Here is a 26,810-nt window from a genome sequence, read left to right on the forward strand (position 1 = left end):
TTCGTCTGTAGGAAATGGAAGGTCTGAAAGGGAATAGAGACAGGAACAGATCAGATTAGAAACAAGAGCGTCTTAGTGGTCATTTACTTGCGCTTGTTTCGTACCTCAACGCGTCTGCGTAAATGACCACTAAGACACTCTATTTCACTTTCCTTCTGCTTCGACAGAAATGACATCCAAGGCACTTTATTGTCTGCCAGCCTCATTCTTCGATGTGCCAACTTAAATTAAATCACCGCCTATAACACCACACCCTTTATTCAGTTATTATAAGCGTCTACTCTTAATTAATTTGATGTTATGACACCTGAAATATTTATTAAACGTGCTCTTAATGCGTCTTTAGTGACTCGTACTGAAACGATTCAAGGCTTATGGAGCGGTTATGGAGAAATCATTCGTTTCTCTGTCGATAGGTCTGACATTGCTAAGAGTGTTGTTCTTAAGTCTATTCAATTCGGACAAATTCAAAACCACCCTCGGGGTTGGAAGTCTTCATTTGCTCATGATCGTAAAGTGAAGTCTTATAAAGTCGAAGCGAATTGGTATCAAGAGTGGTCTGCTGCTTGTACTGAACATGAGCGTTTGCCTAAGTTACTTGCTTCTTTTTATCAGGAAGGTGAAACCTTTCTTTTATTAGAGGATTTAGATGCAGCAGGCTTCGGGCGTCGTTGCGATTTCCTCTCTGTGGAAGAGTCCACGATTGTGATTAATTGGCTGGCGAGTTTCCATGCCCGTTTTCTACAGACTGAGGTGCGAGAAGATTGGCCAGAAGGTTTATGGGCTAGAGGTACTTATTGGCATTTAGCTACTCGCCCTGATGAATGGAAGTCTATGTCTGAGGGGGAATTAAAAGAACAAGCTGGAAGTATCGATAAAACTATTGATCAAGCGTGTTATCAAACTTTAGTTCATGGTGATGCAAAACTGGCGAACTTTTGTTTCAGCGATGATTTAACTTCGGCTGCCGCAGTGGATTTTCAATATGTTGGGCGGGGGATTGGTGTCCAAGATCTAGCTTATTTTCTTGGTAGTTGTTTCTCTGAATCTGAATTGAATGAGCATCTTGATTATCTGCTTGAACTGTATTTTTCGGAATTGTCTCGATGCATTCTTGCGACAGGTGAATCTCCAGATACTGCAGAAGCCGTTGCTTCTGAATGGCATGGATTATTTTCCATCGCATGGGCTGATTTCCATCGATTTATTCTAGGTTGGTCACCCACTCATAAAAAGAACACGCTGTTTAGTCGCAAGATGACAGAGCAAGCGCTTTCTCAATTAAGAGGAGCGTAGCGCTCGGTTTGTTTTCGCTGTCGCCTGTGCCTCTAAGGGATTTTCTGGCCATGGGTGCTTTGGGTAACGTCCACGCATTTCTTTACGAACGTCAGGGTAAGCTTGTTGCCAAAAGAAAGCTAAATCTTGAGTGACCGCAAGAGGTCTTTGCCCTGGAGATAAAAGTTCAATCCGCACAATTTGATTTAATACTTTAGGGCTTTCAGTACAGCCAAACATTTCTTGTAACTTTACTCTTAACGTGGGATTTACTTCACAGTAATCAATTGCATGACTTGACCCTGATGGCGCTGCGATACGCGCAGGAACGCTTTTATTGAGTTGCTGTTGTTGGTTCCAGTCGAGTCGGCTCAATAAAATGTCTGCTAGAGAAAGCTTATTCATTGCTTGTTGTGTGGTGACTTTACCAAGGTAGGGTGCAAGCCATTCTTCAAGAGAATTTAATAGCGCCTGATCTGAGCTTTCAGGCCAAAGATTGTTATGGTCATGGGTGAAAGCAAATTGCATTCTGGCTTTTAGCTGCTCGCTTGCTGAATCCCAAGGTAAAACAGATAAGCCTTCTTGTTTTATATATTGGCATACAGCATCAGCGATGTCGGCCTCAGAAGGCGATTTGAGCTTTTGTGAGTCTATGCATATTTTGCCAATCCAACGCTGGGATTCACTGATCAGTCTGCCTTCTTTTTTAGACCATGCAAAATGTGTTTTTAATGATATTAAGTCTGGGGCGTTGCTTGTAATGGTCGACAACTGGAGCGCTGTGCTCAGGAAAACTCGATCTTCTTGACCATTATGTCCTCCGATATCCAACGCAATCATCCATTCACTTTGTGCAACAGGATCTTCAATGGATAGGCTTGCTATACGGCCGTTTGCCAATTTATAACGGACTTTGCCTTGTTCGTGGCTAACCCTTTGGGCGATACGATCGGCAAAGGCATGTAGCAATAGTTGTGTCATTTCATTGGAGGTTTGATCAATGCTTTCGATAGCGATTTTTTGGCTTTGTTGTTGCCATTGTTTCAGTGATTTTCGATAGGGCTTTTGTTTGTGTGGATTAATCTTTGTATGAGCGTTATCTAGCCAATCAAGTCGATCAGTAAGGTCGCTGTGATGCTGGGTTAAAGGGTCGCCTTCAGACAATATGGTACAAATAGCACAGGCTACTTCTGCCATATTTAGGCGTCTTCCTTCGATCAGAATTCGTGCTAATCTAGGTTCGATATTCAGGTTGCTCATCTGTGTTCCGAGCGCACTTAATTGTAGATCTTTTTGCCTTTTTAAGGCGGTGAGATTGGTCAGTAAATCGACGGCTTGTTGCCAATGGCTGTTGGGCGGTGGCGTGATCCAATCGAGTTCCAATCTATTTTGTACGCCCCACTTTACCAACTCCATAACAAGGCTGCTTAGGTCGCTGATTTCAATTTGAGGCTGAGCTTGAGAAGCAAGCTGGTATTGCTGATTTTCGCTCCACCATCGATAGCACACGCCCGGTTCTGTTCGCCCAGCTCGCCCCATTCGCTGTACGGTTTCTGCTTGAGTGGCACGACGAGTATGAAGTCTCGTGGTTGCTGTGTTCGCATCAAAACGCGCCTCACGACTTAAACCGCTGTCGATGACCACTCGAACACCTTCTATGGTCAAACTTGTTTGAGCAATGGAAGTGGCAAGTACAATTTTTCGGGCAGGCGCAATTGCCGGCTGAATAACGGCTTCTTGCTCTTTTAGGTTTAGCTCGCCATATAACGGAAGAATACTTAAATGGGATTCATGCCCGAGTCGTTCTTGCAGTTGGTTCGCCACGCGACGAATCTCTCTTTGACCGGGAAGGAAAACCAGCAAGCTGCCAGATTCTTCAGAGAAAGCTTGGCAGGTGAGGCGTACCACTTCATCAACCACTTGATCGGTTTTTAAGGCAAGGTTGGCGTAGCGTGTTTCAATCGGAAAGCTGCGTCCTTGGCTGGTTAATACAGGGCAACCGAGACGAGCTTGGAGTGCTTCTGTATCAAGCGTAGCGGACATGACTAACAGTTTGAGCGGATCTTCATCCCGATACAAATCACGAGCTTGCAGGCATAAAGCAAAAGCGAGGTCAGAGTGCAGGTTGCGTTCATGGAATTCATCAAAAATAACCAGTGCGATGGAATCAAGACTTGGGTCGTCTTGAAGCATTCTGGTTAATACGCCTTCTGTGACAACTAAAACTTGAGTGTGTTTGCTTTCTTTATTTTCATGACGAATGCGATAACCAATGCGCTCACCAAGTGGCTCGTTCAAGGTATCGGCAAGACGTTTTGCTGCGGCTTTAGCGGCCAAACGGCGGGGTTCCAACATAATGATCTGCCGACCTTTTAACCAATTTTCTTCCATTAAAGCGAGAGGAACTACGGTAGTTTTACCTGCACCTGGCGCGGCTTCTAAAATGGCTTCATGATGCTGACTCAGCTGGTGTTTCAGGTCAGGAATCAGTTGGAAAATAGGCAGTTCGTTAGGCATAAAATCGCTCGTTGATGTGCTTCGTCTATCATAGCGTTTTTAAGCGGCTAACGCAGATCAAAATGAGCTTTACAGAGTCATTCAGAGGGATTGGCAATTTGCTAAACTCAGGTATAGTTCGGTTTTACTTCGTTACTTGTGCTTTTAAAAAGCCATAGGACAAAAATATGATGATACAAATTGGTTTGCTTATTTTATTGGTTGTGGGTTATGTGATGTTTTCCCGCTTTCTTAAATCTTCCATTACCTTACTAGGCCAGAAGAAGTCGGTTAACGAAGTACGTGTGACCTATGTTTCTAAAATGCTTAATCTTGGCTTTACAGCTGTTTTCATCTTGTTGGTGTGTTTAGTTTTGGGCGTAGGATATGGGCAGTTGGCGATTTTCTTTTCGTCTGTGTTTGCTGTTGTCGGTGTTGCTCTGTTTGCCCAATGGTCAATCCTTAGCAACATTACGGCCAGTTTGATTATCTTCTTCGGCTTTCCTTATCGCGTGGGAGATTGGGTGAAAGTAGTCGATAAGGACGATGAAATCTTAGGTCAGATTATAGAAATCTCGACCTTTCATGTGATCATCAAACGCTTATCTGACGATATCGTAACGTATCCAAATAGTCTGATATTACAAAAAGCAGTAGTGCGCTTCACTGACCAAAAAGCTGCGGAAGCCGTGAGCCAATTCAACAAAGAAGAAAAAGAGCCAAAAGACTCGGCCGAATAGTGTTGAACAAAAAACAATCAATTTTTTAAGATCTGGCTTACTTATGTCATACTAAGAGACTTTCATCGTATTGAAGGAGAAAGTCTCGTGAAATCTGATCCAGAATCTCTGCTAAAAAATAACGATGCGCTTATTCATTCTGATGCAATGAAAGTAAAGTCCCATGCGCAACGGCCTCAAGAAGATTGGGTGCTTCATACCTTAATGATAGAAGGTTATGACGTACCATTTCGATTCAAGCGCCAAGGAAAGTACCGTACGTTACGAGGTGCTCGCGTAAATTTAACCTACTATCCGACTCAAGAAATGGTCGCGGGTATTCCTGTCGAAATCATGAAAGTTGTGCGTGTAAAACGCACTTAATTGGCAAACTTTACAGCTAAAATCACTTCTACTTTTATTTTTGATGATATGAACTTAATATGGCGTCACCTTGTCTTTTAGATGAGCTATTTTGTTTTATATTAGGTGTGAAAAAATAATGGAAACGGTATTTTCTGGACGCTTGCTAGCTAAGATGAAGCGCATTGAGCGAAGCGTTTGGTTTCAAGGTTTTATCATCGGCATCATTATTGTTGCTGCGTTAACCGTAGGAGCAAAAACCTACCCTCTACCTTACAGTGTTGAACTGGCGATCAATTATCTAGACGCTTTCATCACGGTATTTTTCTTGGTAGAAATCAGCTTGCGTTTCATGGCTTGCGACGACAAACGTCGATTCTTAAAAGACCCATGGAACTTATTCGACACTATTATTGTGATTGGCAGTTTGGTGCCTCTCTCAGACACAGACATGATTCTGGTTGCTCGTTTATTACGAGTCTTCCGAGTGCTGCGTTTGGTTTCGATTATTCCCGATCTGCGCTTTTTAATTAATGCCTTGCTAAAAGCCATTCCCAAAATGGGCTATATCGCGCTTTTGATGTTTATCATTTTCTACATCTTTGCGGCGGTTGGTTCTATCTTCTTCGATCAGGTGAATGACGAATTATGGGGCGACATCGCCATTTCTATGCTGACTCTGTTCCGCGTTGCCACCTTTGAGGATTGGACAGACGTAATGTACGAAACAATGGAAGTCTATCCAATGAGCTGGATCTTCTACATTGTCTTCATTTTCTTAACGGCGTTTGTGTTTTTAAACATGATGGTCGGTGTTGTGCTTGATGTTATGACCAGAGAAACCGCGGAAAAAGAGCAAGAAAACCAAGACAATCATCACCATGCCTTGGTTCAACAGATCGCGGAGTTACAAGCTCAAGTCGCGCGATTGTCCGATAAAATCGATGATTCACACAAAGCATCATCGCAAGATAAAGAATAAGTCTAAGTCTAAGCTTGCTGGTTGGCTCGACGAGCTAACCAGCGCCCGCCTAATGTATTCATAATTAATCCAGCCAACACCAAGGCGATGCCAATCCACTGATACGAGCCGATTTTCTCATCTAATATCCACGCGGTGGACGTGAGTCCGACAACCGGAACACCAAGCGTCAGTGGCGCAACGGTTCCTGCGGAATAACGGGACATCAAATAGCTCCATAAGCCGTAACCCATAATGGTCGCAACGACAGATAAGTAGGCGAGAGTGGCCATGGTTTGCCAATCAATCTGAGTGATGTTGCTCCACATAACATCGCTGCCATCGATAAAGTAAGAGCCAATAAAGAAGGGAATAGGTGGAAACCAGCAAGACCAAACAATGAGGTTTACGTTCGACTCATAACCTTTTCGACTGATGGTTTTTGTGACGATATTACCGAATGCCCAGCTTGATGCCGCCGCTAAAGTGATACCAAAACCTATCGCAGTCATGCTTGTGTCTTCGCCATGCAAGCCAATAACTGCTAAACCTGAAGCCGCCACACCAATGGACAATAATTGATAAGGGCGCACGTATTCTTTGAAAAATAGAGCGGCAAACAACAGAGTGAAAATAGCCTGAGATTGCAGAACCAAAGAAGCGAGTCCAGCAGGCATGCCAAATTCCATAGCGGTAAATAGGAAAGCAAATTGTCCGAAGTTTAAGGACAAACCGTAGGCGAGCATCCACTTTAGCGGCGTTTTAGGGCGAGCGAAAAAGAAGGAGCCGATCACCGCAATCACAAGAAAGCGTAAGCCACCCAGCATCATTGGGGTTAAGTCGTCGAGCCCCCAACGAATCACCACAAAGTTAAAGCCCCAAGCAAAAATAATCGCAAGACCGAGTAACATATCTTTTGGTGTCATGGGGAACCTTAACGTTGAATAAAAAGGAATCGCCTACTTTAAGTGGTTTCGTATGAGAATCCCATGTACACATCAAGGAAAAATTAAGCAGACAGATTAAAAGGCATTTTTAAATCTGTCTGCTGAGTCTTAGGAGGGCAAACCTGTCATTAAAAGTTTGATGCCATAAGAGGTGCAAATCACAGCGATAAAACCTGCACCATAGAGCAATAAAAACCATTGCCAAGATTTCAGTTCAGCGAGTTTGTCTTTCAGTCGTTTCGCCATTAGTAACCCTCCTGATAATCTTCGACCTTGCCTGCGAATACGCGATAACCCCAAATGGTATAAGCGCAAATCAGCGGGACGAAAATACACACGCCCGGTAGCAAGAAGAGCAAGCTGGAATCTGGCGAAGCGGCGTCCATAAAGGTTAATTGTCTTGGAATCAGGTAAGGAAACAAGCCTACAACCAAGCCTGCAAAACCTAACAAGAAGAGTGCGGAAGCACACCAAAAAGGACGGCTTTCTCTGCTGTTATCTTGATGCGCTTTGTGTGCGCTGAGGTCCTTCCATACAAAGAATGCAGCGGCCAAACTTAGGAGTGGCAAAGGTGACAATAACAGGAAGTTGTAATCGCTGAACCAACGCTCGCGGATTTCCACTTCGTTAATCACTGTCCACAGACTGACGGCGAGCATGGCTAAGACAGTGATGATGAGAAGTCGTTTGCCCAAATGCGCTGCATGTTGCTGAATCCTGCCGCGGCTTTTCATAAACAAGTAACACGCGGCCAGCAAGGCATAACCTGCCATCACAGAAAATCCGGTCAAGATGGAAAAAGGCGTTAGCCAATGCAAGCTAGACAAACTGCTCGTGTCTGAGGGAACGCCTTGAACCAAAGAACCCAGTAACAAGCCTTGGCAAAAGGCCGCAATAGCAGAACCTGAACTGAACGCCAAATCCCAATAAGGTCGAGAGGTGTTGGATTTGAAACGATACTCAAAGGCGACACCACGGAAGATCAAGGCAAACAGCATCAGCATGATTGGCAGATAAAAGATGGAGAGAATATCGCCATAGGCCGCCGGAAAGGCCGCAAACAGAATTACGCCTCCAAACACCAACCAAGTTTCATTGCCATCCCAAACATGTGAGATAGAGCGCATTAAATGGTCTCGCTCGCCACCTTGATTGAACCATGGATACAAGATTCCAATGCCTAGATCAAAGCCATCGAGCAAGACATACATAAAGATGGCGAAGCCTAAAACGAGGAAGTAGAAAAATGCCAAATCCATTATTGTTCTCCTTCTTTGTTTCGTGCTTGTGTATTTTGAGTGTCTTTATTATCAGCATCGTTTTCTTGTAACAGCTTCACCCACGCCAAAGCGTAACCGGGCGCTTTCATACCGATTAATTGCTGTTCTAAGGCGGCCATACTTGGTGGGCCTTTCTTGATTAACTTACGCATGAAGTACAGATAAACCCCAAGCAGCAAGGTATAAATCACCACGAAGACGATAAGAGTGAATAAGACTCGCTCGGCCGGTAATGGCGAGACGATTTCTGAGGTGCGTACCAAGTTGTAAACGATCCAAGGCTGTCGGCCGATTTCCACCACGTACCAGCCAGCCAACACCGCAATCACGCCAGCAGGTGTAAATAAGCTGACTAACGCGAGGAAAGGTCTGTTTTCGAACAAGCGACCTTTGCGGCGCAATAACAAGGCGAGTAGGGCGATACCCATCATCCCAAAACCAATGCCAACCATGACGCGGAATGACCAAAACACCAAAGGCACATTCGGTCTGTCTTCAGGTGGAACGGCTTTTAACCCTTGTACTTCGCCATCCCAAGAATGCGTCAGAATCAAGCTACCAAGGTTGGGAATGCCCACTTGGTAATCGTTGGATTCGGTTTCCATGTTCGGCATGGCGAATAACAACAAAGGCACATTGGCTTCTTTTTCTGGCCAAATACCTTCCATCGCGGCGAGTTTTGTTGGCTGATGCTCTTGCACGTTCAAGCCGTGCATGTCACCAATCCAGGCTTGCATTGGCGTCAATATCAAGGCGAACCACATGCACATAGACAAACCTTTTTTCGCAAAAGGAATGTTCTGCTTTTTCAATAAGTAATAAGCGCAAATGCCTGCAACAACAAAAGTGGCTGTGATAAAAGCTGCCATTAACATGTGTGTGAATCGATAAGGCATGGACGGATTGAAAATGATCGCCATCCAGCTTTCTACTTCAAATTTGCCATCGACGATTTTGTAACCCGCAGGCGTTTGCATCCAAGAATTCGCCACAATGATCCAAAAGGCTGAAATCCAAGTGCCTGTCATCACCACAAGGGTTGAGAAGAAATGCAGCTTGCGACCGACCCGCTGCCAACCAAAAAGCATGACGCCGAGAAAGCCCGCTTCCATGAAGAAAGCCGTCAGCACTTCGTACGCCATGAGCGGCCCTAAAATCGCTCCGGTCATTTCAGAGAATTTAGAAAAGTTAGTGCCGAATTCATAAGACAACACAATGCCAGACACCACGCCCATGCCGAAGGTGATGGCAAAAGGCTTGATCCAAAACTTGGCCAATTGAAGGTAATACGGGTTGTGTGTTTTCAGCCACAAGCCTTCCCAGATCGCAATTAAGGTCGCAAGACCAATCGTGATGCTGGGAAAAATAATGTGGAAACTCACCGTAAAGGCGAATTGAATACGAGACAAAATAGCAACGTCGAGATCCATAACCATTCCTAGTAAAAGTTGAATGTTAAAAAAGACAAGCGATGGTTATTCGTCGTTCTTGATGGCGATGGTGCGTATCTGTTGAAACGCCAAAGGAAAAACCGCCAAGCCTATAATGCTAAAAAGCGCGATGGCCTCTGTTAGAAAAAAACTCATGTTCATAATGTCTGCCCCATTAAGAATGTGTGATTAAGTCAGTAAAAATTGATCTAGATCAATCTATTAATAATGCTTATAGCAAACGAGAGGCCAATTTCTGGGTGTTTTTATCTTATTGATTTTAAAGGAATAAAATTTAACTTTGCGTGAGCCGTAAAAGAGGTTTACGATTTTGTCTTATTTTTAGTGTAAACGAGGTTTACAGTTTGACTCTTTCATTGATGTTTGAAATCGCTATGTTGGTGTCCAGCGTCTGCGGTATTTTGGTCGCGATTTGGCTTTTATGGCGAGCGAAAAAGCAGGGCGATTTACGCGCCTTGGCTGGCTTTGCCATCATGATGGCGATTTGGTGTTTTGGTCACGTTGCCTTGTTTCAAGGGTTTGAAAACCTTGGCATTCACATCATTCTCGCGAATCCTCTTATGCCGACTTTCTTCCTGCATTTTGCCATTGTGTTTGTAAATTCTGGCGCCGCGAAAGAAGCCATGCTCGACCGACTTCATAATGCGTTACCTTGGTTTTACGCCATCAGTTCGGCCGTTGTTTTGCACAGCTGGTGGATTGGCGCGGGCGACGTTGTTAGCACATTCGACACGCGTTCTTTTTTCGTTTTTACAGACGCAGGCACAGGAAACCTCGTATATACGGTTTTAGTGGGAATTTTGGCGCATGGGGTTTTACTCTTCGGTTGGTATCGCCATTCGGGCAATAAAAAACGCTCTATCTTGGCGATGTTTGGCGTTGGCGCGTGGGGGCTTTTACTGGCAACCAGTTTTGTGTTTCCGTCCTTTGGCATCAGTTGGTTTCCTTATCCTATGTTGCTGTTGCCAAGCTATTTGCTTTTGCTGGTTTATGGCGTGGTGCGTTATCAAATCTTATCGGTGAATGCCTTTGCGAACAGAGCCTTACTTTGGCTTGCCATGATGCTGGTGATTCTTTGTTTGATCGCGGTGATCAGCGTGGTGTCTGGACGACTGGGTTTGCAAGCTTTAGCGGACGTTCCAAGCTGGCAATTGTGGCTCTATTCTTTGCTTCTTTTAGTGACGACGGCGGTGATTTACCAGCCATTGAATCGTCTGATTTCTCGTTTGATTTATCCCGGCGCTATGTTGAATGAGCAAGTGCTGGAAAACTGGTCGAGCCGTTTAAAAGAAGCCCAAGATTGGCCCGCTCTTATCGCGCTAGGCGAAGGCTTGTTGTCTGCACAAATTCGTCGAACGGTTCAAATTAACATGCCATTTAGTAGTGAAATGACGACAAAGAGTGATTTGGCTATCACGCTTTCACAAGACCAAAATGGCTGGCGTTTTAGCTTAATCGGCTGGGAAGACGCCAGCCCAGGAATGCGCTTAACCGCGGAAGTCTTTGCGTCTCTTTATGCCAACAGTTGTGGCTTATTGGATCGATCTCTTGCTTTGGCCGCGGCGGAACGAAAGCGTCTGGATGAGCAACATCTTGTAGAACTTGGTGGTTTATCCGCCGCCATGGCTCACGAACTGCGCAACCCTTTGAACATCATCGCCATGGCGTCGCACGATTCACCGCCCGACACTCGTCAACACATTCAAACGCAATTAAACCGAGCCGATCGTCTGGTGAGCGATATGTTGGTGTATTCCGGCGGTTTGACGCTGCAATTGTCTCCTACGCCATTGCGAGCACTCATTGCTAGCGTATTGGCACAAGCGCCATTGGGGAATATTGGTTATGACATCAACGTGGACGAGACTTTGGAGTTGGACGCCGATCCTCAACGACTCCAGCAGGTGTTTATTAACTTGATCGATAACGCCACGGCGTTTTTGCGCAATCAGCCAGACGGTAAGTTGTCTATCGAGGCGAAAGCGGAAGCCGAATCCTTGATTATCCAAATACACAATAATGGCCCAGAGATTGATAAAACCCTGCAAGGCGACGCTTTGTTCCAACCTTTTGTGACCAAACGCGCTGGTGGGAGCGGGTTAGGGTTGGCGATTGTGCGGCGCATTATTGATGCTCATGGCGGCCGCATTTTTCATCGCGCCGATACTGAGTGGCCAGTGACATTTGAAATTGTTCTACCTAAGACACAAGCGCATAAAAAACCACAAGAACAGGAACAACAGAATGCAGAATAAAATTTTATTAGTGGATGACGAACCTGCATTCCGAGAGTTGGCAGGACGTTGGTTGGCGAAGCAAGATTATCATGTGAAAGCGGTTGGCAGCTTAGAAGAAGCCCGTGATGTGATCGGCAAATTTGACGCGGATTTGGTCTTGCTGGATTTGTCTATGCCGCCGCATTTTGATCCTCAAGTGACATTAGACGCCATGCCGGAATTTGAAGGTCGACCTGTGATTATTATTACTGGCCACGCGGATCGTGAACTGGCGCTAAAAGCCGTTGAATTGGGTGCTTGGGACTTTATCGCCAAACCCATTGATCCAGACATGTTGGCGGTCGTGGTGCGCCGAGCGATTACCAAAACCACGTTAGAGCGGGAATTAAACCAGCTCAAACAATCCACGCAACAAACTCAAGGCGCGGCGTCTTATATTGGGTATTCCGCCAGCTCGCAAAAAATTCGCGCTTTAATCGAACGCATTGCGCCAACGGACGTGCGTGTTTTAGTGACTGGGCCATCTGGCACAGGCAAAGAAGTGATTTCCCGCACCTTGCATGACTTGAGCCACCGAGCGAGTAAGGCGTTTGTTTCCGTCCATTGCGGCGCGATTCCAGCGGAGTTATTAGAAAGCGAATTGTTTGGCTACGTGAAAGGCGCGTTCACTGGCGCGGAGAAAGACAAAGTAGGCTTACTAAGCTTGGCCGACGGCGGCACATTGTTCCTCGATGAAATCGGCGAAATGCCACTGGCGATGCAAGTCAAACTGCTGAGAGTGTTGCAAGAAGGCACGTTTTTCCCTGTTGGCGGACGAGAGCAAAAACACATCGACATTCGAGTGGTCTCCGCGACCAACGCCGACTTACTGAGCAAGGTGCAAGAAGGCAGTTTTCGAGAAGATTTGTATTACCGCATCAAAGGCGTGAACATCGAAACCCAAGCCTTATCAGAGCGATTGGAAGATGTTCCTGTGTTATTACAGGCGTTTCTCAAACACTTAGAAACGCAGCAATCGAAAAACCTGCAACTCACGCCAGACGCCATGCAATGGTTTCGTGAGCAAACATGGCAAGGCAACGTGCGGGAACTCAGAAACGCCTTAGAAAGTGTTGCTTCCATCTGCCCAACAGGGCGCATCGCCATGGAAGACATTCAACTGCTTTACCCAAATGTCACCGCCACAAACCAGAGACAAACGCGTGACCATACCGCCAACAGCGACACCACATTGGACGAACAAGTCAAAGACCTCGAAATCCGCCTTATCCACAACGCATTAGAAAAACACCAAGGAAACCGCACCCAAGCCGCCAAACAACTCGGCATTTCACGACAAGGGTTGATCAAGAAAATAGAGCGATATGGGGTGTGATTACGTTGCTTGGGGTGGTTTGGTTTGAGGCGCTAGACAGGAACATAGCACGTTCGCTCCACGCGCAAGCGCGAGAAGTCGCTGAACTCTGCTATGTTCCTGTCTAGCTAAGAGTTTATCTTTAAAGATATTTACCTAAGCATCATCTGAGCCTGTGTCACCATCGATCCAATCTAAAGCAGAAGCAAGTTCGACGTAGTCTTGGTATTTTTCTAGCTTGATTTTGTCAAATTGACCTCTGTAATATTCAGCCTCAAACCAGAGCTTTCCATACTCTGAAGTTGAGTTGATTGGTAAACGATTCTTTTCGAGGTTATTTATAGCTTTATTAAGTTGAGAGGTTTCTTCGTACTGGGGGGTTCTGATAGGTCCTGTTGTAACAAAAAGTATGCTACTAGAGTCGCTTCCTAAAATATTTAAGTAGGTATGCTGAAAGTAATCGGTACAATTTATTTGAAGAGAAGGATGAGGATTACTTCTAAAAATTTTGTCAAAGATCCTTTTGGATTGACTGTGTTGTTTTGAAAAAAACTCTCTGTATTCCTCTAAACATACTTCAAAATTTAATATACATTGTTTATTTTCAAACCTTTCGCATAAGAATTTTTCCAATTTTATGTCGTTACCGTTTGTATCTTGATATTGAAAATTTCCTGAAGCGATATTTTTAAATAATTCATTATCTTGCTCATTTATACAAAGTAATGTTGTCAAAAGAATTATGTCGAGGTGAGAGCCATAAGGCATATTTGATATCGTTGCTATAACGCGGTCTGCAACTTGAATTGCGGTTCTAGGTGGCATCTTGAATGCACCTAAAATGGTGGTGATATTTTGTAAAGTCACTTTTCCATCTTCATTAAATGGGAATATATTTACACCAACCCCCCCTTAGACTTAATCCTGATAACTTATGGTAGTCGACATGTACTTCCAAGAAGTCTTTTAAGTCTGGTGCTTTTAAACTGAAACGGCTGTTAAAAAAACGGCCAAGATAAAGTTGAGCATTGAATCCTTCACCATAAATGGCTTTGACGGCGTGTTGCAGTTGCTCCGTGTCGGTTGCCACAACAAAGACAATGCCTTCAATATCAAAAATATGTTTGATGGTTTCCAGCATTTCTACTGCATAACTTGGACGACAGCGGTCTAACTCATCGATGAAAATAAAGGCTGGGTATTGTTTTGGGCCTTGTGGGTTCTTTACAACGAAAGAAACCCATTCAGCGACGCTATCTTTTAAATCATCAATTGCTTGCGACTTCTCTTCATGTTCATCGAGTAAATGCGTCACCGCATCTGCTGCGACATCACTTAAATCGATAAAGTCTTCGTCACCGAAGTACTTCTTAGAAAATGTTTTTATAAGGGCTGGCGCGGCGGCTTTTAATAAACCAACAACCTTGTTAGGAATTGCAAAATTAGATTTATCTACATCTATACCAGCTTGTTCTCTAAGCTGATTTATCACAGACGATATCACTGTCATCAATGGATCGTCGGAGTAGTCTTGTTGCCATGCATCAATGTACATAGTAGGGAAAAACTTTTTCAAGTCTGCTGACCAACGCTTTAGGAAATAGGTTTTACCTGAACCCCATTCGGAGTTTAGGTTGAGTACGTAGTTTTGTTTCTTTTCTGTTGAAGGGTCATAACCTTGGTCTTTTAAAAACTGCGTTAAGAACTGCGCGTACTTTTCACGACCTAACGCGTCTTGTGGAAAGGTTTCACCATCTATTGGTGTAGGTTTAGACCAATTTATAGCGTCTTTGGTGAACATGTTATCGCTTCCTTTCATTAACCTGATATGAGTTATCTCTACTAAAAGAGTTTAAAAATCTTAAGCATTGAAAGAAACAATAACACAGTTCAGCGACTTCTCGCGCTAGCGCGTGGAGCGAACGTGTTTTGTTTCTTTGATCAACCAAATAGAGTGTTCGGCCGATCATGCGACATTCAGAAAAGCTTATCTGCCAATGACTCCCAAGTGCGTGTGTTTAAAGCCACTAGCGTATTTGAGTCCGTAGCCTAAGGTGCGATCAAAGCCAACGTGTGCGAACCAAATAAGGCCAATAGAAATGCCCAGTTCATTCTTGAGCGCTAACCAACTGATGCCAAGGCACAAAGCTGGGCCGATTAATGAATGGGTGATGTTGTACAAGATTGCGCCTGTTTTATTGCTTGCTAGATAACCCAATATCGCCAAGTCAGGCAGTAAGAATAAGAGGGCGAAAAGTAGCCAATCTGGGTTGTATTGAAAGTAGGCGATACTGGAGAAGGTGAATATCGCCGCGGCTTCAAGGCGCAACATGCCTTTGAGGTTTCTGCTAATCATCATTTAAAACTTCCAACCAAGGTGAACCGCTGGAAAGAAGGTAACAGCTTCACTGTCTGCGCGTTCGCCATCCAATATCACATCGTCATGTTCAAGATTTAAGTTGATGCCCAACCATGGCGTGATGGTGATATTTTGCGTGTACATGATGCGATAACCGAACCTTGGACCTAATGAAAATTGTTGTCTTGTGGCGGTTTCATTGGTGGATTTTCGAGTGTAAGTGACCTCGTTCGAGTTGGCTTCAACGCCAACAAACCATCCCGCATAGTTGCCGAACAGATAATCTAATTTGATACCAACGCCTTCAAATTCTAGATCGTAGTTTTCGTCTCCATGAAAGGCTTCTGGCGCCTCCAGTCCAAATGTACCAATGTCAAAGCGATAGTTGTCACCGCCAAACCCGAAGTGAATGGAGTGCCCACTGAAAAGATAAGCCGTTGGGTCTATTTCAATATCAAACGCGGATGCTTGTGTTGCCATAGCGCTAAGGAATAATCCGGCTGTAATGTGTTTTTTCATGCTGTTCCTCTCTGTATTAGATAGTGTGTCATTTGATGAAACTATGGAGAGTGTGAAGGATTAATTAACAAATAAAAAACAGTACTTTTTTAACTTTTTTTAAATTTTATTTGTGTTAAGTTGTTTTTATATGAAGTGATGGAAGAAGGGTTAAGGAGTTTGAATGCGTCATTTAAATAATCTGGCAACTTTCGTTCAGGTGGCAAAATATGAAAGTGTGACCAAGGCGGCGAGTCGTTTGTATTTAACTCAGCAAGCGGTCTCTCATCAAATTAAAAAGCTTGAAGAAGAGTTGGGGATTGTTCTGTTTAAAAGGGCCAATCGAAAAATCTATCTGACGCCTGAGGGAAGAGAGCTGTTGGTGACCGCGGATAAGCATTTGTCAGCCCTTGAAGAAGAGATGATTAAGGTGAAGCGGGACTCTGGGAGTTTGTTTGGTACTTTATCTATCGCTTGTACAATGGAACTGGCGACCTTGCTTCTTGTTCCTGTTATTGATGCATTTAAAAAAGCGCACCCACACGTTAATATTGAGATTGAATTGCAAGACGATGCAACGACGGTAAAGGGTGTGGTGAATGGTAAAACAGACGTTGGCATCGTGGTGTTTTCTTCAGACAATCGTTTGTTAGAGGTTTATCCTTTTCGCTCAGAAGCGTTTGTTACCGTGGCGAGTCGTCAATTTATTGCGGAACACGATGAGATAACCGATTTTAATCAAGTGGTGGATCTTGATATTATTGATTATCAAATGGATTGTCCGTCCATGAAAACCTGGTTAGGAAAGAACGATAAAAAGTTGGTAAAACGCTTGGAGGTGAAGAGCGCTTCCATTGCTGCGAACGACGATCGCTTGGTCAAAGATTTTGTGATGGCTGGGCTTGGTATCGCGAATTTGCCCAGAGTGCTGGTGGAGAAGGAGTTGGCCAGTAAAGAGGTTGTTGAAATACTGCCTGATTCCAAATCCATTTCAGCCGGAATTGATTTGGTGACGATGAAAGATCGAGTGCTCCCAGCGCATATTGTCGCTTTTATTGAGCATTTAAAAAATGCCCGTTAGAGTCCTTGCCGCGAGAGCACAAAAAAGCACGCATAAAGCGTGCTTTTTATTGAATGCCATAAGAAGGTAAAGCTGAATTAATGTTCTGCTCGTTTCATTTCTCTTACAGCGGTTTTTTGTGCGCTTGATAAGGCTTCTTGTACTGACATATTGCCTTCCAATATTTCCGCTATTTTTTGCCCTGTGTTGCCGGCAATAGGAACAAATTCTGGAATAGGGACGAACTGAATTCCAGAATAGGGCGACGCAGGTAATGTGCTGTTATCTGGTGTGGCTGTTCGTAAGGCTTCTAATTCTGCATTGGCAAAAACACCCGCGACAGACAGGAAGTTCTGCTCTTGATAGGTGGATGTTCGAGTGCCTGTTGGAATGTTTTTCCAACCGTTTTTCTTCGCTATCAAACCTATGTAATCTTTTGAGGTTGCCCAACTAATGAAGGTTTCTGCTGCTTCCAATTTTTTGGTATTTTGCGGGATAGCCAAAGACCAAGCCCATAGCCAATTCGCACCTAAGCTGGTTTCTTGATAAGGCGATTGGGCAAATTTCCAATTATTGGCGTATTGGCTTTCGTCTTGATTGGTTATAAACGAAGCGGCAACGGAGGCATCAATCCACATGGCGCATTTGCCTTCACGGGATAATGATAAAATTTCATTGAAGCTGTTTTTCTCTGAGTTTGGCGGCCCGTAGTTTGATAGAAGATCTATATAAAAGCTGACGGCTTTTTGCCAAGCTGGGCTATCTATTTGAGGCGTCCAGTTCATGTCGAACCATTGTCCACCAAAGCTGTTTACCATGGTGGAGATTAAGGCCATGTTATCTCCCCAGCCAGGTTTTCCTCGTAGACAAATGCCATAAATATCATTTTCTGGGTCATGCATTTTTTGTGCTGCGTTGTAGACTTGATCCCAACTAGGGCGACTGCTAAATGAGAGATTGGCTTTGCTGAGTAAGTCTTCTCTGTACATCAGCATGGAGCTTTCGCCATAGAAGGGCGCTGCGTATAACTCACCTTCATAAGATAAACCTTCTCTGACAGAAGGCAGAAGATCGTCTACGTCATAAGATGCGCTAAAATTAAGAGGCTTTAGCCATCCGTGTTTTGCCCAAATAGGCGCTTCATACATACCAATGGTCAATACGTCGTAACGTCCACCGCCAGAAGCAATGTCGGCAATGGCTCGCATGCGTAAACTGCCTTCATTGTAAACGTGCCATTTTAATTGAATGTCTGGATGTAAGGTTTCAAATTCGTTGCTGAGTTTCTGCATTTCAATCATGTGCCCATTATTTACCGTGGCGATGTTTAGTTCGACCGCGTGGGCGCTGGTGGCTGACAAGGCGATAGTAGAAAAAGTGCCAGCTAAAATTGATGCGTTTATTAAGGTCTGTGTGTTCTTTAGTATTTTAGTCATGCTGAATTAGACCTCATCAATAACGAATTTAGAGACATTTTCTTTTAAAGAATTGACGACTTTAACTTGAGACACGGCAACGTCTTTAGCGGATTCTGCTTTTTGGTTTGTTTCATCAGTTAGATTGGAAATTCGGGTTAGGTTGCCTTCCAGTTCTGCTGTGGTTTGAGCTTGTTCTTCTGCGGCGGTGGCAATGAGGTAACTGAGCTCGCGAACTTCGTTCATTTTTTCTTCGAATTGGGCGATGGTGTCGTCTGATATTCGTGCTTGTTCTAGACTCAGGGCGACTTTTTCTTCGCTTTGGTTTATCACGTCAACTGCGCGTTTGGAATCTGCCACCATGGAGGATATTTTTTCCTGTATTTCCAATGTGGATTCCTGTGTCTTTGTGGCGAGCGTACGTACTTCATCGGCGACGACGGCAAAGCCTCGGCCTTGTTCTCCAGCTCTTGCGGCTTCGATTGCGGCGTTTAGTGCGAGTAGGTTGGTTTGGTCTGCGATGTCTGTGATGGCACCAATAATGTCTTCAATGCTGGTCACTGAGGAATCGAGGTTTTTAATGACTTCTATTGCTTGGCCTGTTTGCTCTGAAATTTTCTCAATGCTTTGATAGCTTGCTTGTACACAAGTACGACCTTCTTTTGCAAGTTCTGCTGCTGATAATACTTCTCTGTGAGTTTTCTCTGTATGAGTGGCCACTTCGTTGGCTGTCGCTGACATTTCGACAAGCGCTGCTGAGACTAAGTCGATTTCAGATTTTTGCTGTTGAACTATTTCTAACGTGCTTTGGGAGCTGTTCACAACGCTGGAGACGGATTTTTCAACAAATTGAGAAGAGTCATCAATGTTTAGGACGGTTTGTCTGAGATTATTTACAACCATCACCATGTAGCGGTTTAACTCACCAAATTCATCGGTTTTGTTAGTGGCTTGCACACGGTTTAAATAACCTTGGGAAAGGTCGTTTAGCTCTTTCATTAATTGTCTGATAGAGGTTTTCAAGAAACGGCTAATCCAGATAGAAAGGATTAAAATCATGCTCAGAATGACTATGCCTATCATGACGTTGTTACGGTTTTGATCGACAGCATCCTTACCTAAAGAAACAGAAAGGTTAGTGTTAATTCGGAACGCGGTGTCCAGTAAGCCTTGAGTGGCTGTTTCTGCTTCTCGTATTTTCTTTTCTAGCTCTAAAGTGTCTATACGTGATTGCTCTGCTAGAGCCAATCGCTCGTTTTGAATGGCGATGAGGCCGGTATCGCCTTCTACGGCATCAAGAATGGAGAGGGTTAATAGGGATAATTCAGAGACAAAGTTTTTAAAGTAGTCTTCATTAGAGGAGAATATCAATTTAGGTAATAAATTGGAGTGCATGTTTTGCCAGTCAACAAAGTGCTCTTGATTGCTCTTTAGTTCACTTATATTTCTTGTGTTAACCAACTGCTCAATAACTAACATGCCTGACGAAATAGAAGCGTTAGTTTCATTGATGACTGAAATGACGTTGTCTTCTTCCACTTGAAGAAGAATGTTGGCTAATAAAGGCAGTACTTCATCTCTTAATTGAGTTAATTCATCAGAAATGGATTTTGCTTGCACGCTTAGATCAATAAAAGAATGCTGATGCTTTTCTATTTTTCCAGTCAGCTCAAACATTTGAGTGATAGCAAGATCCAGCGAATCAATGTCTGGAATTATTTCATCTTGTAGGTTGCGGTCTACGCCACTAGCAGCAGTTTTAAGCTCAGCCAAAGTTGTCAGTGCTTTGCTTTTGTTTTGATTGATCTGACTTAGTTGCTCTGAGTGTTCTGCTGGCGTTGTTGTGTTGAGTAGCTTTAGTAATAGAATTTCAGCGCTGGTAACTGACTCTGTTACGTTAGAAGCCAGTTTTACAATAGGAGTAGAGGATTCATTAATAGTATCCAATCCGCTAATGACTTTTAATCGGCTTTCATAGTTTAGCCAAGAAGACCCTATGAATAATAAGCCGATGCAAGAAAAGCAAAGTACTATTTTGGTGGAGAGTTTTAATGTCATATAAACCAACCTTGGTGATCATTTTGTGTTTGGTAAACAAAATGGAAAAAGTAAACATCACTTTTACCTTATCGCTCAGAATATAAAAGCCTTGGTTTTATATTCAATTAAAGCTTGAGTTTAGAAGCTTTAATCTATTTTTGCATCGAATCTTTGCCTAGAAGCATTATTCTTCTACTTGGTTAAATTTCTCTACCTTCACTGACCTCACATAATATTTCACCATCCTGAACTCGGACGGTTAATGCGTCACCTTTTTCTACTTCTTCAATAGAACGAATCACTTGTTTGTCTTTCGAGGCAATGGCGTAGCCACGGGACAAGGTATTGAGCGGGCTGACGAGATTGAGTTTGTCGATGATGCGAGCAAAAGCCGTTTGTTTGTTTGTTAGGTTGTTACGCAGAGCGTGCGCAAGTCGTGTGTCTATATTGCTGAGCGCTTGCCTTTCTTGGCTAATACGACGAGCTGGGCTGTTTCTTTTAAGTCGATGAGCGAGGTTGCTTGTTTGAATGTGCTGCTCTGACACTTTGCGCTGAATGTTTTGCTGTAAACGATGCATTAATTGGTTGAGCTGGTTTTGTTGTTGCTCAATACGCTCTTTCGGGTGACGAATGCGTTTTGTTGTGAAGTCGAGCTGCTGTTGGCATTGTTCAAGAATGCGAGACATGCGTCGAGTGAGTTGCTTTTCCTGTTGCTCGATTTGTCGAATCAGCTGATTTCGATCTGGACTCAATAGTTCGGCGGCCGCTGTTGGGGTTGCGGCGCGCACGTCTGCAACAAAGTCTGTAATGGTAAAGTCGGTTTCGTGCCCTACGGCAGATACGATGGGCGTTTGAGCGTGAAAGACGGCTCTGGCCAATGCTTCGTCGTTGAAACTCCATAAGTCTTCCAGTGAACCGCCGCCGCGACCAAGAATAATCGCATCGAAGTGACCGCTGCTGTCTGCTCGCTGCATTTGCTTCAATATGTTCTTAGCGGCATCTTGGCCCTGTACTAATGAAGGCAAAATAGTGAGTTCGGTGAGAGGGAAGCGACGACGGAAAGCAATGATCATGTCTCGCACAGCGGCGCCAACAGGCGATGTGATGATGGCAACGCGTTCTGGTTTGCTTGGCAGCGGCTTTTTGTGAGAGGCATCAAATAATCCCTCAAGCTGCAAAGTGTTTTTTAATCGTTCAAACGCTTGTTGAAGTGCGCCTTCTCCGGCGGATTCCATGCTTTCGACGCTGAGCTGACAATCTCCACGAGGACCATAAAAAGTCACTCTGGCACGGAGTCGAACTTTGTCGCCATCTTTTGGACGAAAACGGACGGCGTTGTTTTTGCTTTTGAACATGGCGCAGCGGATTTGTGCTTTGTCATCTTTGAGTGAAAAGTACCAATGTCCCGAACCTGGTTTGGCTAAATTGGAGATTTCACCTTCCACTAAAATCCAAGGCAAACTGGCTTCAAGTAGCTGTTGAATCTGCTTATTTAGTTGCGAGACGCTAAATGCAGTTTCTTGTGGGGAAGAAGTTGTAAAAATATTCATCAATCTCTCGTTGTTTTGATTTACCGAATGCAACTATAGGAGTAGAATTACTTGCCATCTTAACACCCTGTTGGCATTGGAAACCCCTCTATTATGTTACGAATCGTGCAAGAAGCTCTAACGTTTGATGACGTATTGCTTATCCCTGGCTATTCCGAAGTTCTTCCTAAGGATGTTAGCCTCAAAACCAAAATCACGAAAGACATCGAGCTGAATATTCCGCTTACGTCTTCTGCAATGGATACTGTTACCGAACATCGCATGGCGATTGCTTTGGCTCAAGAAGGCGGCATAGGCATTGTGCACAAAAACTTGACCATTGAAGAACAAGCGCAAGAAGTTCGTCGTGTTAAAAAATACGAAAGCGGTATTGTTCGTGATCTTGTAACCATTAATCCTGAAGCAACCGTTGAAGAGCTAATGGCGTTAACGGCGGCTAATAGCATTTCTAGTGTACCTGTTGTTCAAGGTACAGATTTGGTTGGTATCGTTACAAGCCGTGATGTTCGTTTTGTAAAAGACTTCGACAAAAAAGTCTCTGACATCATGACGCCAAAAGAGCGTCTTGTTACTGCTCTTGAAGGCGCATCTTCTGGTTCCATCCGTAAATTGCTTCACGAAAACCGCATTGAGAAAGTGCTGATCGTGAATGAGCAGTTTGAATTACGCGGCATGGTAACCGTTACCGATTTTAATAAAGCAACAACTTACCCTAACGCTTGTAAAGATGACCAAGGTCGTTTGCGTGTTGGTGCAGCTGTTGGTACTGGCGCAGACACAGCAGAACGTGTGAAAGCACTTTCAGATGCGGGCGTTGATATTATTGTTGTTGATACCGCTCACGGTCACTCAAAAGGTGTTATCGATCGCGTTCGCTGGGTGAAGGAAAACTTCCCTCACATTCAAGTGATTGGCGGTAACATTGCGACAGCTGAAGCGGCGATTGCGCTTGCTGATGCGGGTGCTGATGGCGTGAAAGTCGGTATCGGCCCAGGCTCAATTTGTACTACTCGTATTGTTGCTGGTGTGGGGGTTCCTCAAATCAGTGCAGTAGCGAATGTTGCAGAAGCAATGAACCCTCGCGGCATTCCAGTTATTGCTGATGGCGGCGTGCGTTTCTCTGGTGATATTGCTAAGGCGATTGCCGCTGGTGCAAGTGTCATCATGGTTGGTGGTTTGCTTGCTGGTACAGATGAAGCGCCTGGTGAAGTGGTGTTGTTCCAAGGTCGTTCATTTAAAGCGTACCGCGGCATGGGCTCGCTTGGTGCTATGTCTCAGTCTCAAGGTTCAAGTGATCGCTACTTCCAAGATTCAAGCAGCGTTGAAAAGCTTGTTCCTGAAGGTATTGAAGGTCGTGTACCTTCGAAAGGGCCAATGGTTGCGGTTGTTCATCAGTTGATGGGCGGTGTTCGCTCTTCTATGGGCTACACAGGTTCAGCTGATATTGAGACGATGCGTACGAAAACTCAGTTCTCTCAAATTACCGGTGCTGGTATGCGTGAGAGTCATGTCCATGATGTGACCATTACGAAAGAGGCACCAAATTATCACGTGGGTTAATCGCTTGATAATTTAATATTTGGATGGGGCGTATAACACGCCCCATCTTTATTTTTTGCTCTTACTATCTATTGATTAATTACTTCTATTTTAAAGGGCGATGTTCTTTGGGATAGAGTGAAAGGAATGGCTAACAATGTCGCAAGATATCCACGCTCATAAAATTCTTATTCTTGATTTTGGCTCCCAGTACACTCAGTTGATCGCACGTCGTGTTCGTGAAATTGGCGTTTACTGTGAAGTTCGTGCTTTTGATATGGAAGATCAGGAAGTTATTGATTTCGCACCTAAAGGCATCATCTTAGCTGGTGGCCCTGAGTCTGTTCCTGAGCCAGGTTCTCCTCGTGCTCCAGAAGCTGTATTTACTTTAGGTGTGCCTGTTTTCGGTATCTGTTACGGCATGCAAACAATGGCAGAACAACTGGGCGGTAAAGTTCAAGGTTCTGAGTTGCGTGAATTTGGTTATGCTCAAATCCGTAAGCACGAAGGCTCTTCTTTATTAGAAGGCATCCAAGATCACGTAGCGAACAATGGCGTTGCTGCATTAGATGTTTGGATGAGCCACGGTGATAAAGTATCTGCAATGCCTGCGGACTTCTCTTTGATGGCGTCTACGGAAAGCTGTCCGATTGCTGCGATGTCGAACGAAGTTAAGAAGTTTTACGGCGTTCAATTCCACCCTGAAGTAACTCATACGAAACAAGGTGGAAAAATTCTATCTCGTTTCGTTGTAGATATTTGTGAGTGTGACACTTTGTGGACGCCAGCTAACATTGCTGAAGATGCAATCGAAAGAATGCGTGAGCAAGTGGGCGACAAGCAAGTTCTGTTGGCTTTGTCTGGTGGTGTGGATTCTTCTGTTGTGGCGGCTTTATTGCACAAAGCCATCGGCAGTCAGTTGACGTGTGTTTTCGTTGATAACGGTTTGCTTCGTTTAAACGAAGGCGACCAAGTAATGAAAATGTTTGCTGACAACATGGGTGTGAAAGTGATTCGTGTTGATGCAGAAGACTTGTTCCTTGGTAAGTTGGCTGGTGAAGCAGATCCAGAGAAGAAGCGTAAGATCATCGGTAATACATTTATCGAAATCTTTGACGAAGAGTCTTCTAAATTAGACGGCATTGATTTCCTTGCTCAGGGTACGATTTATCCTGATGTAATCGAATCTGCTGCCTCTAAAACAGGTAAAGCGCACGTTATTAAATCTCACCATAATGTGGGTGGTTTGCCTGAAGATATGAAGATGGAGTTGGTTGAGCCGCTTCGTGAACTCTTTAAAGATGAGGTTCGTAAGCTTGGTCTTGCGCTTGGTCTTCCGTATGACATGGTTTATCGTCATCCGTTCCCTGGGCCAGGTTTGGGTGTTCGTATCTTGGGTGAAGTGAAAAAAGAGTACGCAGACATTCTTCGTCGTGCTGACGCTATTTTCATTGAAGAGTTGCGTAAGTCTGGTTGGTACGAGAAAACAAGCCAAGCTTTCGTTGTTTTCTTGCCAGTGAAATCCGTTGGTGTGGTTGGTGATGGTCGTCGTTATGAATACGTCGTATCACTTCGTGCGGTAGAAACCATCGACTTCATGACGGCTCGTTGGGCGCATCTTCCATATGAGTTATTAGAAACGGTTTCTGGTCGCATCATTAATGAAATCGAGAATATTTCTCGTGTTGCTTATGATGTTTCGTCTAAGCCGCCAGCAACAATTGAGTGGGAATAATTTCCACAGATTAATTGTTTAGTTTAATAGTATAAAAGAGCGGCTCCTTTCGTCATGAAAGAGAGCCGCTTTTTTGTTCTATATAGAAAGAATGTTGGAGTTATGTTTTGGACTTTCCTACCCAGTTAATAGAAGGGCGTTTAATTAAGCGTTATAAGCGTTTTTTGTCTGATGTTGAATTGCCTAGTGGTGAAGTGGTAGTTGCTCATTGCCCGAATACAGGTTCGATGAAACGTTGTCAGCAAGATAATGCCCGTGTGTGGCTTTCCAAAAGTACGAATCCAAAACGAAAGTTAGGTTATACGTGGGAATTGGTTGAAGTCGACGGCGAACATCTGGCTTGTATTAATACTGGTTTGCCAAATAAGTTGGTTGGTGAAGCGATTGCGAATGGCGTTGTGTCTGAACTGGCTGGTTATGCAGAGCTAAAAGCTGAAGTGAAATATGGTGAAAATAGTCGCATTGATTGGCTCTTAACTGGGAACGAAGGTCAGAAATGCTATGTTGAGGTGAAAAATGTCACCTTATTAGAAGAAGATGGTAATGGTTATTTTCCTGATGCAGTAACAGATCGTGGGCGTAAGCATTTGTATGAACTCGCCAAGATGGTTAAAGAAGGTCATCGGGCTGTTTTGTTTTTCTGTGTGAGTCATTCGGGTATTGATTCTGTTTCTCCAGCTGTTCATATAGATGAAAAATATGCCTTGGCTTTTGCTGAAGTGGTGGAAAAAGGTGTTGAAGTGCTCGCCTATAAAGTCGATATCACGACTGAAAAAATGGTTGTCAGTCATTCTATTCCTGTTATCTCTCCTAAAATTGAATCTTAAAAAGCATATATTTCTCAATGCGCTGCATTTAGAGTCATATTTACTAAATAAAGTGTCTGGATTCTTCTAATTTCGTCAGTTTCTCTTTACCTATTTTTACTTTAAGTCTGCGAACGAGAGTTTATTGCTTTCATTCTGAATCAAACGGGGAAGCGGCTTTCAGATGCTTTTTTAATGAAAATCTATTGCTATTATTTCTCTCGTGGGAACGCAATCGTTCTCAATAAAGACCTTTTTATTGAAAATGAAATTTAATTAGCGAATGGAGAAATATTATGAATGTATTTACTAAATCAGCGTTAACTTTTTTGGCTGCTACTGCAATCTCTACAGCGGCTTTCGCAAATGACGATGCTTTAGCTGAAGCGCAATCTCGTGTTGATGCCATTGCTGCTCAGTTGGAAAGCATGGGTGCAGAGGTTGATACTAGTGTTGATCTAAATGCAGCTTCTACTCCTGCAGAAAAAGAAGCTATGTTAGGTGCTAAATACGAAGAGCTACAAATTCAGCTTGAAGATCTACAAGCGCAAAGCGCTCAATAATTTCTTATCGTAACCAAATTGCCTTAGTTTTAGTAAGGCAGTGACTAGTCCTGATATAGGTTGACACTTATTCAGGTTCTAAAACGCTCGATGAACCTCATCGGGCGTTTTGTATTTTAAGGCCATATGTGGCCGACTCTTATTATAACTTTCTACCGACTC

Annotated in this window: 23 protein-coding genes; 11 read left to right on the forward strand and 12 right to left on the reverse strand. The window is 43.9% G+C overall.

Annotated features, from left to right (window positions below):
* Positions 1-300: 300 nt before the first annotated feature.
* Complete coding sequence (locus tag ACMUMQ_RS15585; RefSeq protein WP_414682830.1) at positions 301-1,296, forward strand: phosphotransferase; 996 nt, start codon at positions 301-303, stop codon at positions 1,294-1,296.
* Here ACMUMQ_RS15585 and hrpB read toward each other — a convergent pair.
* On the reverse strand, positions 1,282-3,792 hold the full coding sequence (gene hrpB / locus ACMUMQ_RS15590; protein WP_414682831.1) for an ATP-dependent helicase HrpB: 2,511 nt from the start codon (positions 3,790-3,792) through the stop codon (positions 1,282-1,284). The two genes, ACMUMQ_RS15585 and hrpB, sit on opposite strands and share 15 nt — an antisense overlap.
* A gap of 167 nt (positions 3,793-3,959) precedes the next feature.
* Between hrpB and ACMUMQ_RS15595 the strand changes: the two genes are divergently transcribed.
* The 3 genes from ACMUMQ_RS15595 (at position 3,960) to ACMUMQ_RS15605 (ending at position 5,835) form a co-directional block, all read left to right on the forward strand.
* Complete coding sequence (locus tag ACMUMQ_RS15595; protein WP_414682832.1) at positions 3,960-4,511, forward strand: mechanosensitive ion channel domain-containing protein; 552 nt, start codon at positions 3,960-3,962, stop codon at positions 4,509-4,511.
* Positions 4,512-4,598: 87 nt separating this feature from the next.
* Complete coding sequence (locus tag ACMUMQ_RS15600) at positions 4,599-4,874, forward strand: hypothetical protein (protein ID WP_414682833.1); 276 nt, start codon at positions 4,599-4,601, stop codon at positions 4,872-4,874.
* A 118-nt stretch (positions 4,875-4,992) separates the two neighbouring features.
* Entirely contained in the window at positions 4,993-5,835 is an 843-nt protein-coding gene (locus ACMUMQ_RS15605) for an ion transporter (RefSeq protein WP_414682834.1), read from the forward strand.
* A gap of 8 nt (positions 5,836-5,843) precedes the next feature.
* On the opposite strand, the gene ACMUMQ_RS15610 is transcribed toward ACMUMQ_RS15605, so the two are convergent.
* The 4 genes from ACMUMQ_RS15610 to ACMUMQ_RS15625 all read right to left on the reverse strand — a co-directional run bounded on the left by ACMUMQ_RS15610 (position 5,844) and on the right by ACMUMQ_RS15625 (position 9,471).
* Entirely contained in the window at positions 5,844-6,740 is an 897-nt protein-coding gene (locus tag ACMUMQ_RS15610; protein WP_414682835.1) for an EamA family transporter, read from the reverse strand.
* A 129-nt stretch (positions 6,741-6,869) separates the two neighbouring features.
* On the reverse strand, positions 6,870-7,007 hold the full coding sequence (locus tag ACMUMQ_RS15615; protein ID WP_414682836.1) for a hypothetical protein: 138 nt from the start codon (positions 7,005-7,007) through the stop codon (positions 6,870-6,872).
* The gene (gene cydB / locus ACMUMQ_RS15620; protein WP_414682837.1) at positions 7,007-8,020 is read right to left on the reverse strand and encodes a cytochrome d ubiquinol oxidase subunit II; all 1,014 of its coding nucleotides are present in this window, start codon (positions 8,018-8,020) and stop codon (positions 7,007-7,009) included. The genes ACMUMQ_RS15615 and cydB overlap by 1 nt, the downstream gene beginning before the upstream one ends.
* On the reverse strand, positions 8,020-9,471 hold the full coding sequence (locus ACMUMQ_RS15625; protein WP_414682838.1) for a cytochrome ubiquinol oxidase subunit I: 1,452 nt from the start codon (positions 9,469-9,471) through the stop codon (positions 8,020-8,022). The genes cydB and ACMUMQ_RS15625 overlap by 1 nt, the downstream gene beginning before the upstream one ends.
* 365 nt (positions 9,472-9,836) lie before the next feature.
* On the opposite strand from ACMUMQ_RS15625, the gene ACMUMQ_RS15630 reads away from it, so the two are divergent.
* Together ACMUMQ_RS15630 and ACMUMQ_RS15635 are read left to right on the forward strand one after the other, a co-directional pair.
* Complete coding sequence (locus ACMUMQ_RS15630; protein ID WP_414682839.1) at positions 9,837-11,747, forward strand: sensor histidine kinase; 1,911 nt, start codon at positions 9,837-9,839, stop codon at positions 11,745-11,747.
* Positions 11,737-13,104, forward strand: coding sequence for a sigma-54-dependent transcriptional regulator (locus ACMUMQ_RS15635; RefSeq protein WP_414682840.1), 1,368 nt, complete (start codon positions 11,737-11,739; stop codon positions 13,102-13,104). Before ACMUMQ_RS15630 ends, ACMUMQ_RS15635 begins: the two co-directional genes overlap by 11 nt.
* A gap of 135 nt (positions 13,105-13,239) precedes the next feature.
* On the opposite strand, the gene ACMUMQ_RS15640 is transcribed toward ACMUMQ_RS15635, so the two are convergent.
* The 4 genes from ACMUMQ_RS15640 to ACMUMQ_RS15655 form a co-directional block, all read right to left on the reverse strand.
* Positions 13,240-13,950, reverse strand: a complete 711-nt coding sequence (locus ACMUMQ_RS15640; protein ID WP_414682841.1) for a hypothetical protein — start codon at positions 13,948-13,950, stop codon at positions 13,240-13,242.
* A 13-nt stretch (positions 13,951-13,963) separates the two neighbouring features.
* Positions 13,964-14,884, reverse strand: coding sequence for a KAP family P-loop NTPase fold protein (locus ACMUMQ_RS15645; protein ID WP_414682842.1), 921 nt, complete (start codon positions 14,882-14,884; stop codon positions 13,964-13,966).
* Between the two features lie 186 nt (positions 14,885-15,070).
* Complete coding sequence (locus ACMUMQ_RS15650) at positions 15,071-15,442, reverse strand: DUF4260 family protein (protein WP_414682843.1); 372 nt, start codon at positions 15,440-15,442, stop codon at positions 15,071-15,073.
* Complete coding sequence (locus ACMUMQ_RS15655) at positions 15,443-15,961, reverse strand: hypothetical protein (protein WP_414682844.1); 519 nt, start codon at positions 15,959-15,961, stop codon at positions 15,443-15,445.
* A gap of 163 nt (positions 15,962-16,124) precedes the next feature.
* Here ACMUMQ_RS15655 and ACMUMQ_RS15660 point away from each other — a divergent pair, with 163 nt between their 5' ends.
* The gene (locus ACMUMQ_RS15660) at positions 16,125-17,021 is read left to right on the forward strand and encodes a LysR family transcriptional regulator (protein ID WP_414682845.1); all 897 of its coding nucleotides are present in this window, start codon (positions 16,125-16,127) and stop codon (positions 17,019-17,021) included.
* Between the two features lie 77 nt (positions 17,022-17,098).
* Here ACMUMQ_RS15660 and ACMUMQ_RS15665 read toward each other — a convergent pair whose 3' ends face one another.
* From ACMUMQ_RS15665 to xseA, 3 genes are all read right to left on the reverse strand, one after another.
* Positions 17,099-18,436 carry an ABC transporter substrate-binding protein gene (locus ACMUMQ_RS15665; RefSeq protein ID WP_414682846.1) on the reverse strand — a complete coding sequence of 446 codons (1,338 nt, stop codon included), beginning with the start codon at positions 18,434-18,436 and terminating at the stop codon, positions 17,099-17,101.
* A 6-nt stretch (positions 18,437-18,442) separates the two neighbouring features.
* Positions 18,443-20,473 (reverse strand): methyl-accepting chemotaxis protein, encoded by a 2,031-nt coding sequence (locus tag ACMUMQ_RS15670; RefSeq protein WP_414682847.1) that lies wholly within the window; start codon positions 20,471-20,473, stop codon positions 18,443-18,445.
* Positions 20,474-20,655: 182 nt separating this feature from the next.
* Positions 20,656-22,005 (reverse strand): exodeoxyribonuclease VII large subunit, encoded by a 1,350-nt coding sequence (gene xseA / locus ACMUMQ_RS15675; RefSeq protein WP_414682848.1) that lies wholly within the window; start codon positions 22,003-22,005, stop codon positions 20,656-20,658.
* 93 nt (positions 22,006-22,098) lie between these two features.
* Between xseA and guaB the strand changes: the two genes are divergently transcribed.
* The 4 genes from guaB to ACMUMQ_RS15695 all read left to right on the forward strand — a co-directional run bounded on the left by guaB (position 22,099) and on the right by ACMUMQ_RS15695 (position 26,648).
* Positions 22,099-23,565 carry an IMP dehydrogenase gene (gene guaB, locus ACMUMQ_RS15680; RefSeq protein ID WP_414682849.1) on the forward strand — a complete coding sequence of 489 codons (1,467 nt, stop codon included), beginning with the start codon at positions 22,099-22,101 and terminating at the stop codon, positions 23,563-23,565.
* 136 nt (positions 23,566-23,701) lie between these two features.
* On the forward strand, positions 23,702-25,279 hold the full coding sequence (gene guaA / locus ACMUMQ_RS15685; protein ID WP_414682850.1) for a glutamine-hydrolyzing GMP synthase: 1,578 nt from the start codon (positions 23,702-23,704) through the stop codon (positions 25,277-25,279).
* Positions 25,280-25,386: 107 nt separating this feature from the next.
* On the forward strand, positions 25,387-26,106 hold the full coding sequence (gene sfsA / locus ACMUMQ_RS15690; protein WP_414682851.1) for a DNA/RNA nuclease SfsA: 720 nt from the start codon (positions 25,387-25,389) through the stop codon (positions 26,104-26,106).
* A 275-nt stretch (positions 26,107-26,381) separates the two neighbouring features.
* Positions 26,382-26,648 (forward strand): hypothetical protein, encoded by a 267-nt coding sequence (locus ACMUMQ_RS15695; protein ID WP_414682852.1) that lies wholly within the window; start codon positions 26,382-26,384, stop codon positions 26,646-26,648.
* Positions 26,649-26,810 lie beyond the last annotated feature (162 nt).

This window comes from Marinomonas algae, from assembly GCF_047525555.1.
In the GTDB taxonomy this organism is placed as follows: domain Bacteria; phylum Pseudomonadota; class Gammaproteobacteria; order Pseudomonadales; family Marinomonadaceae; genus Marinomonas.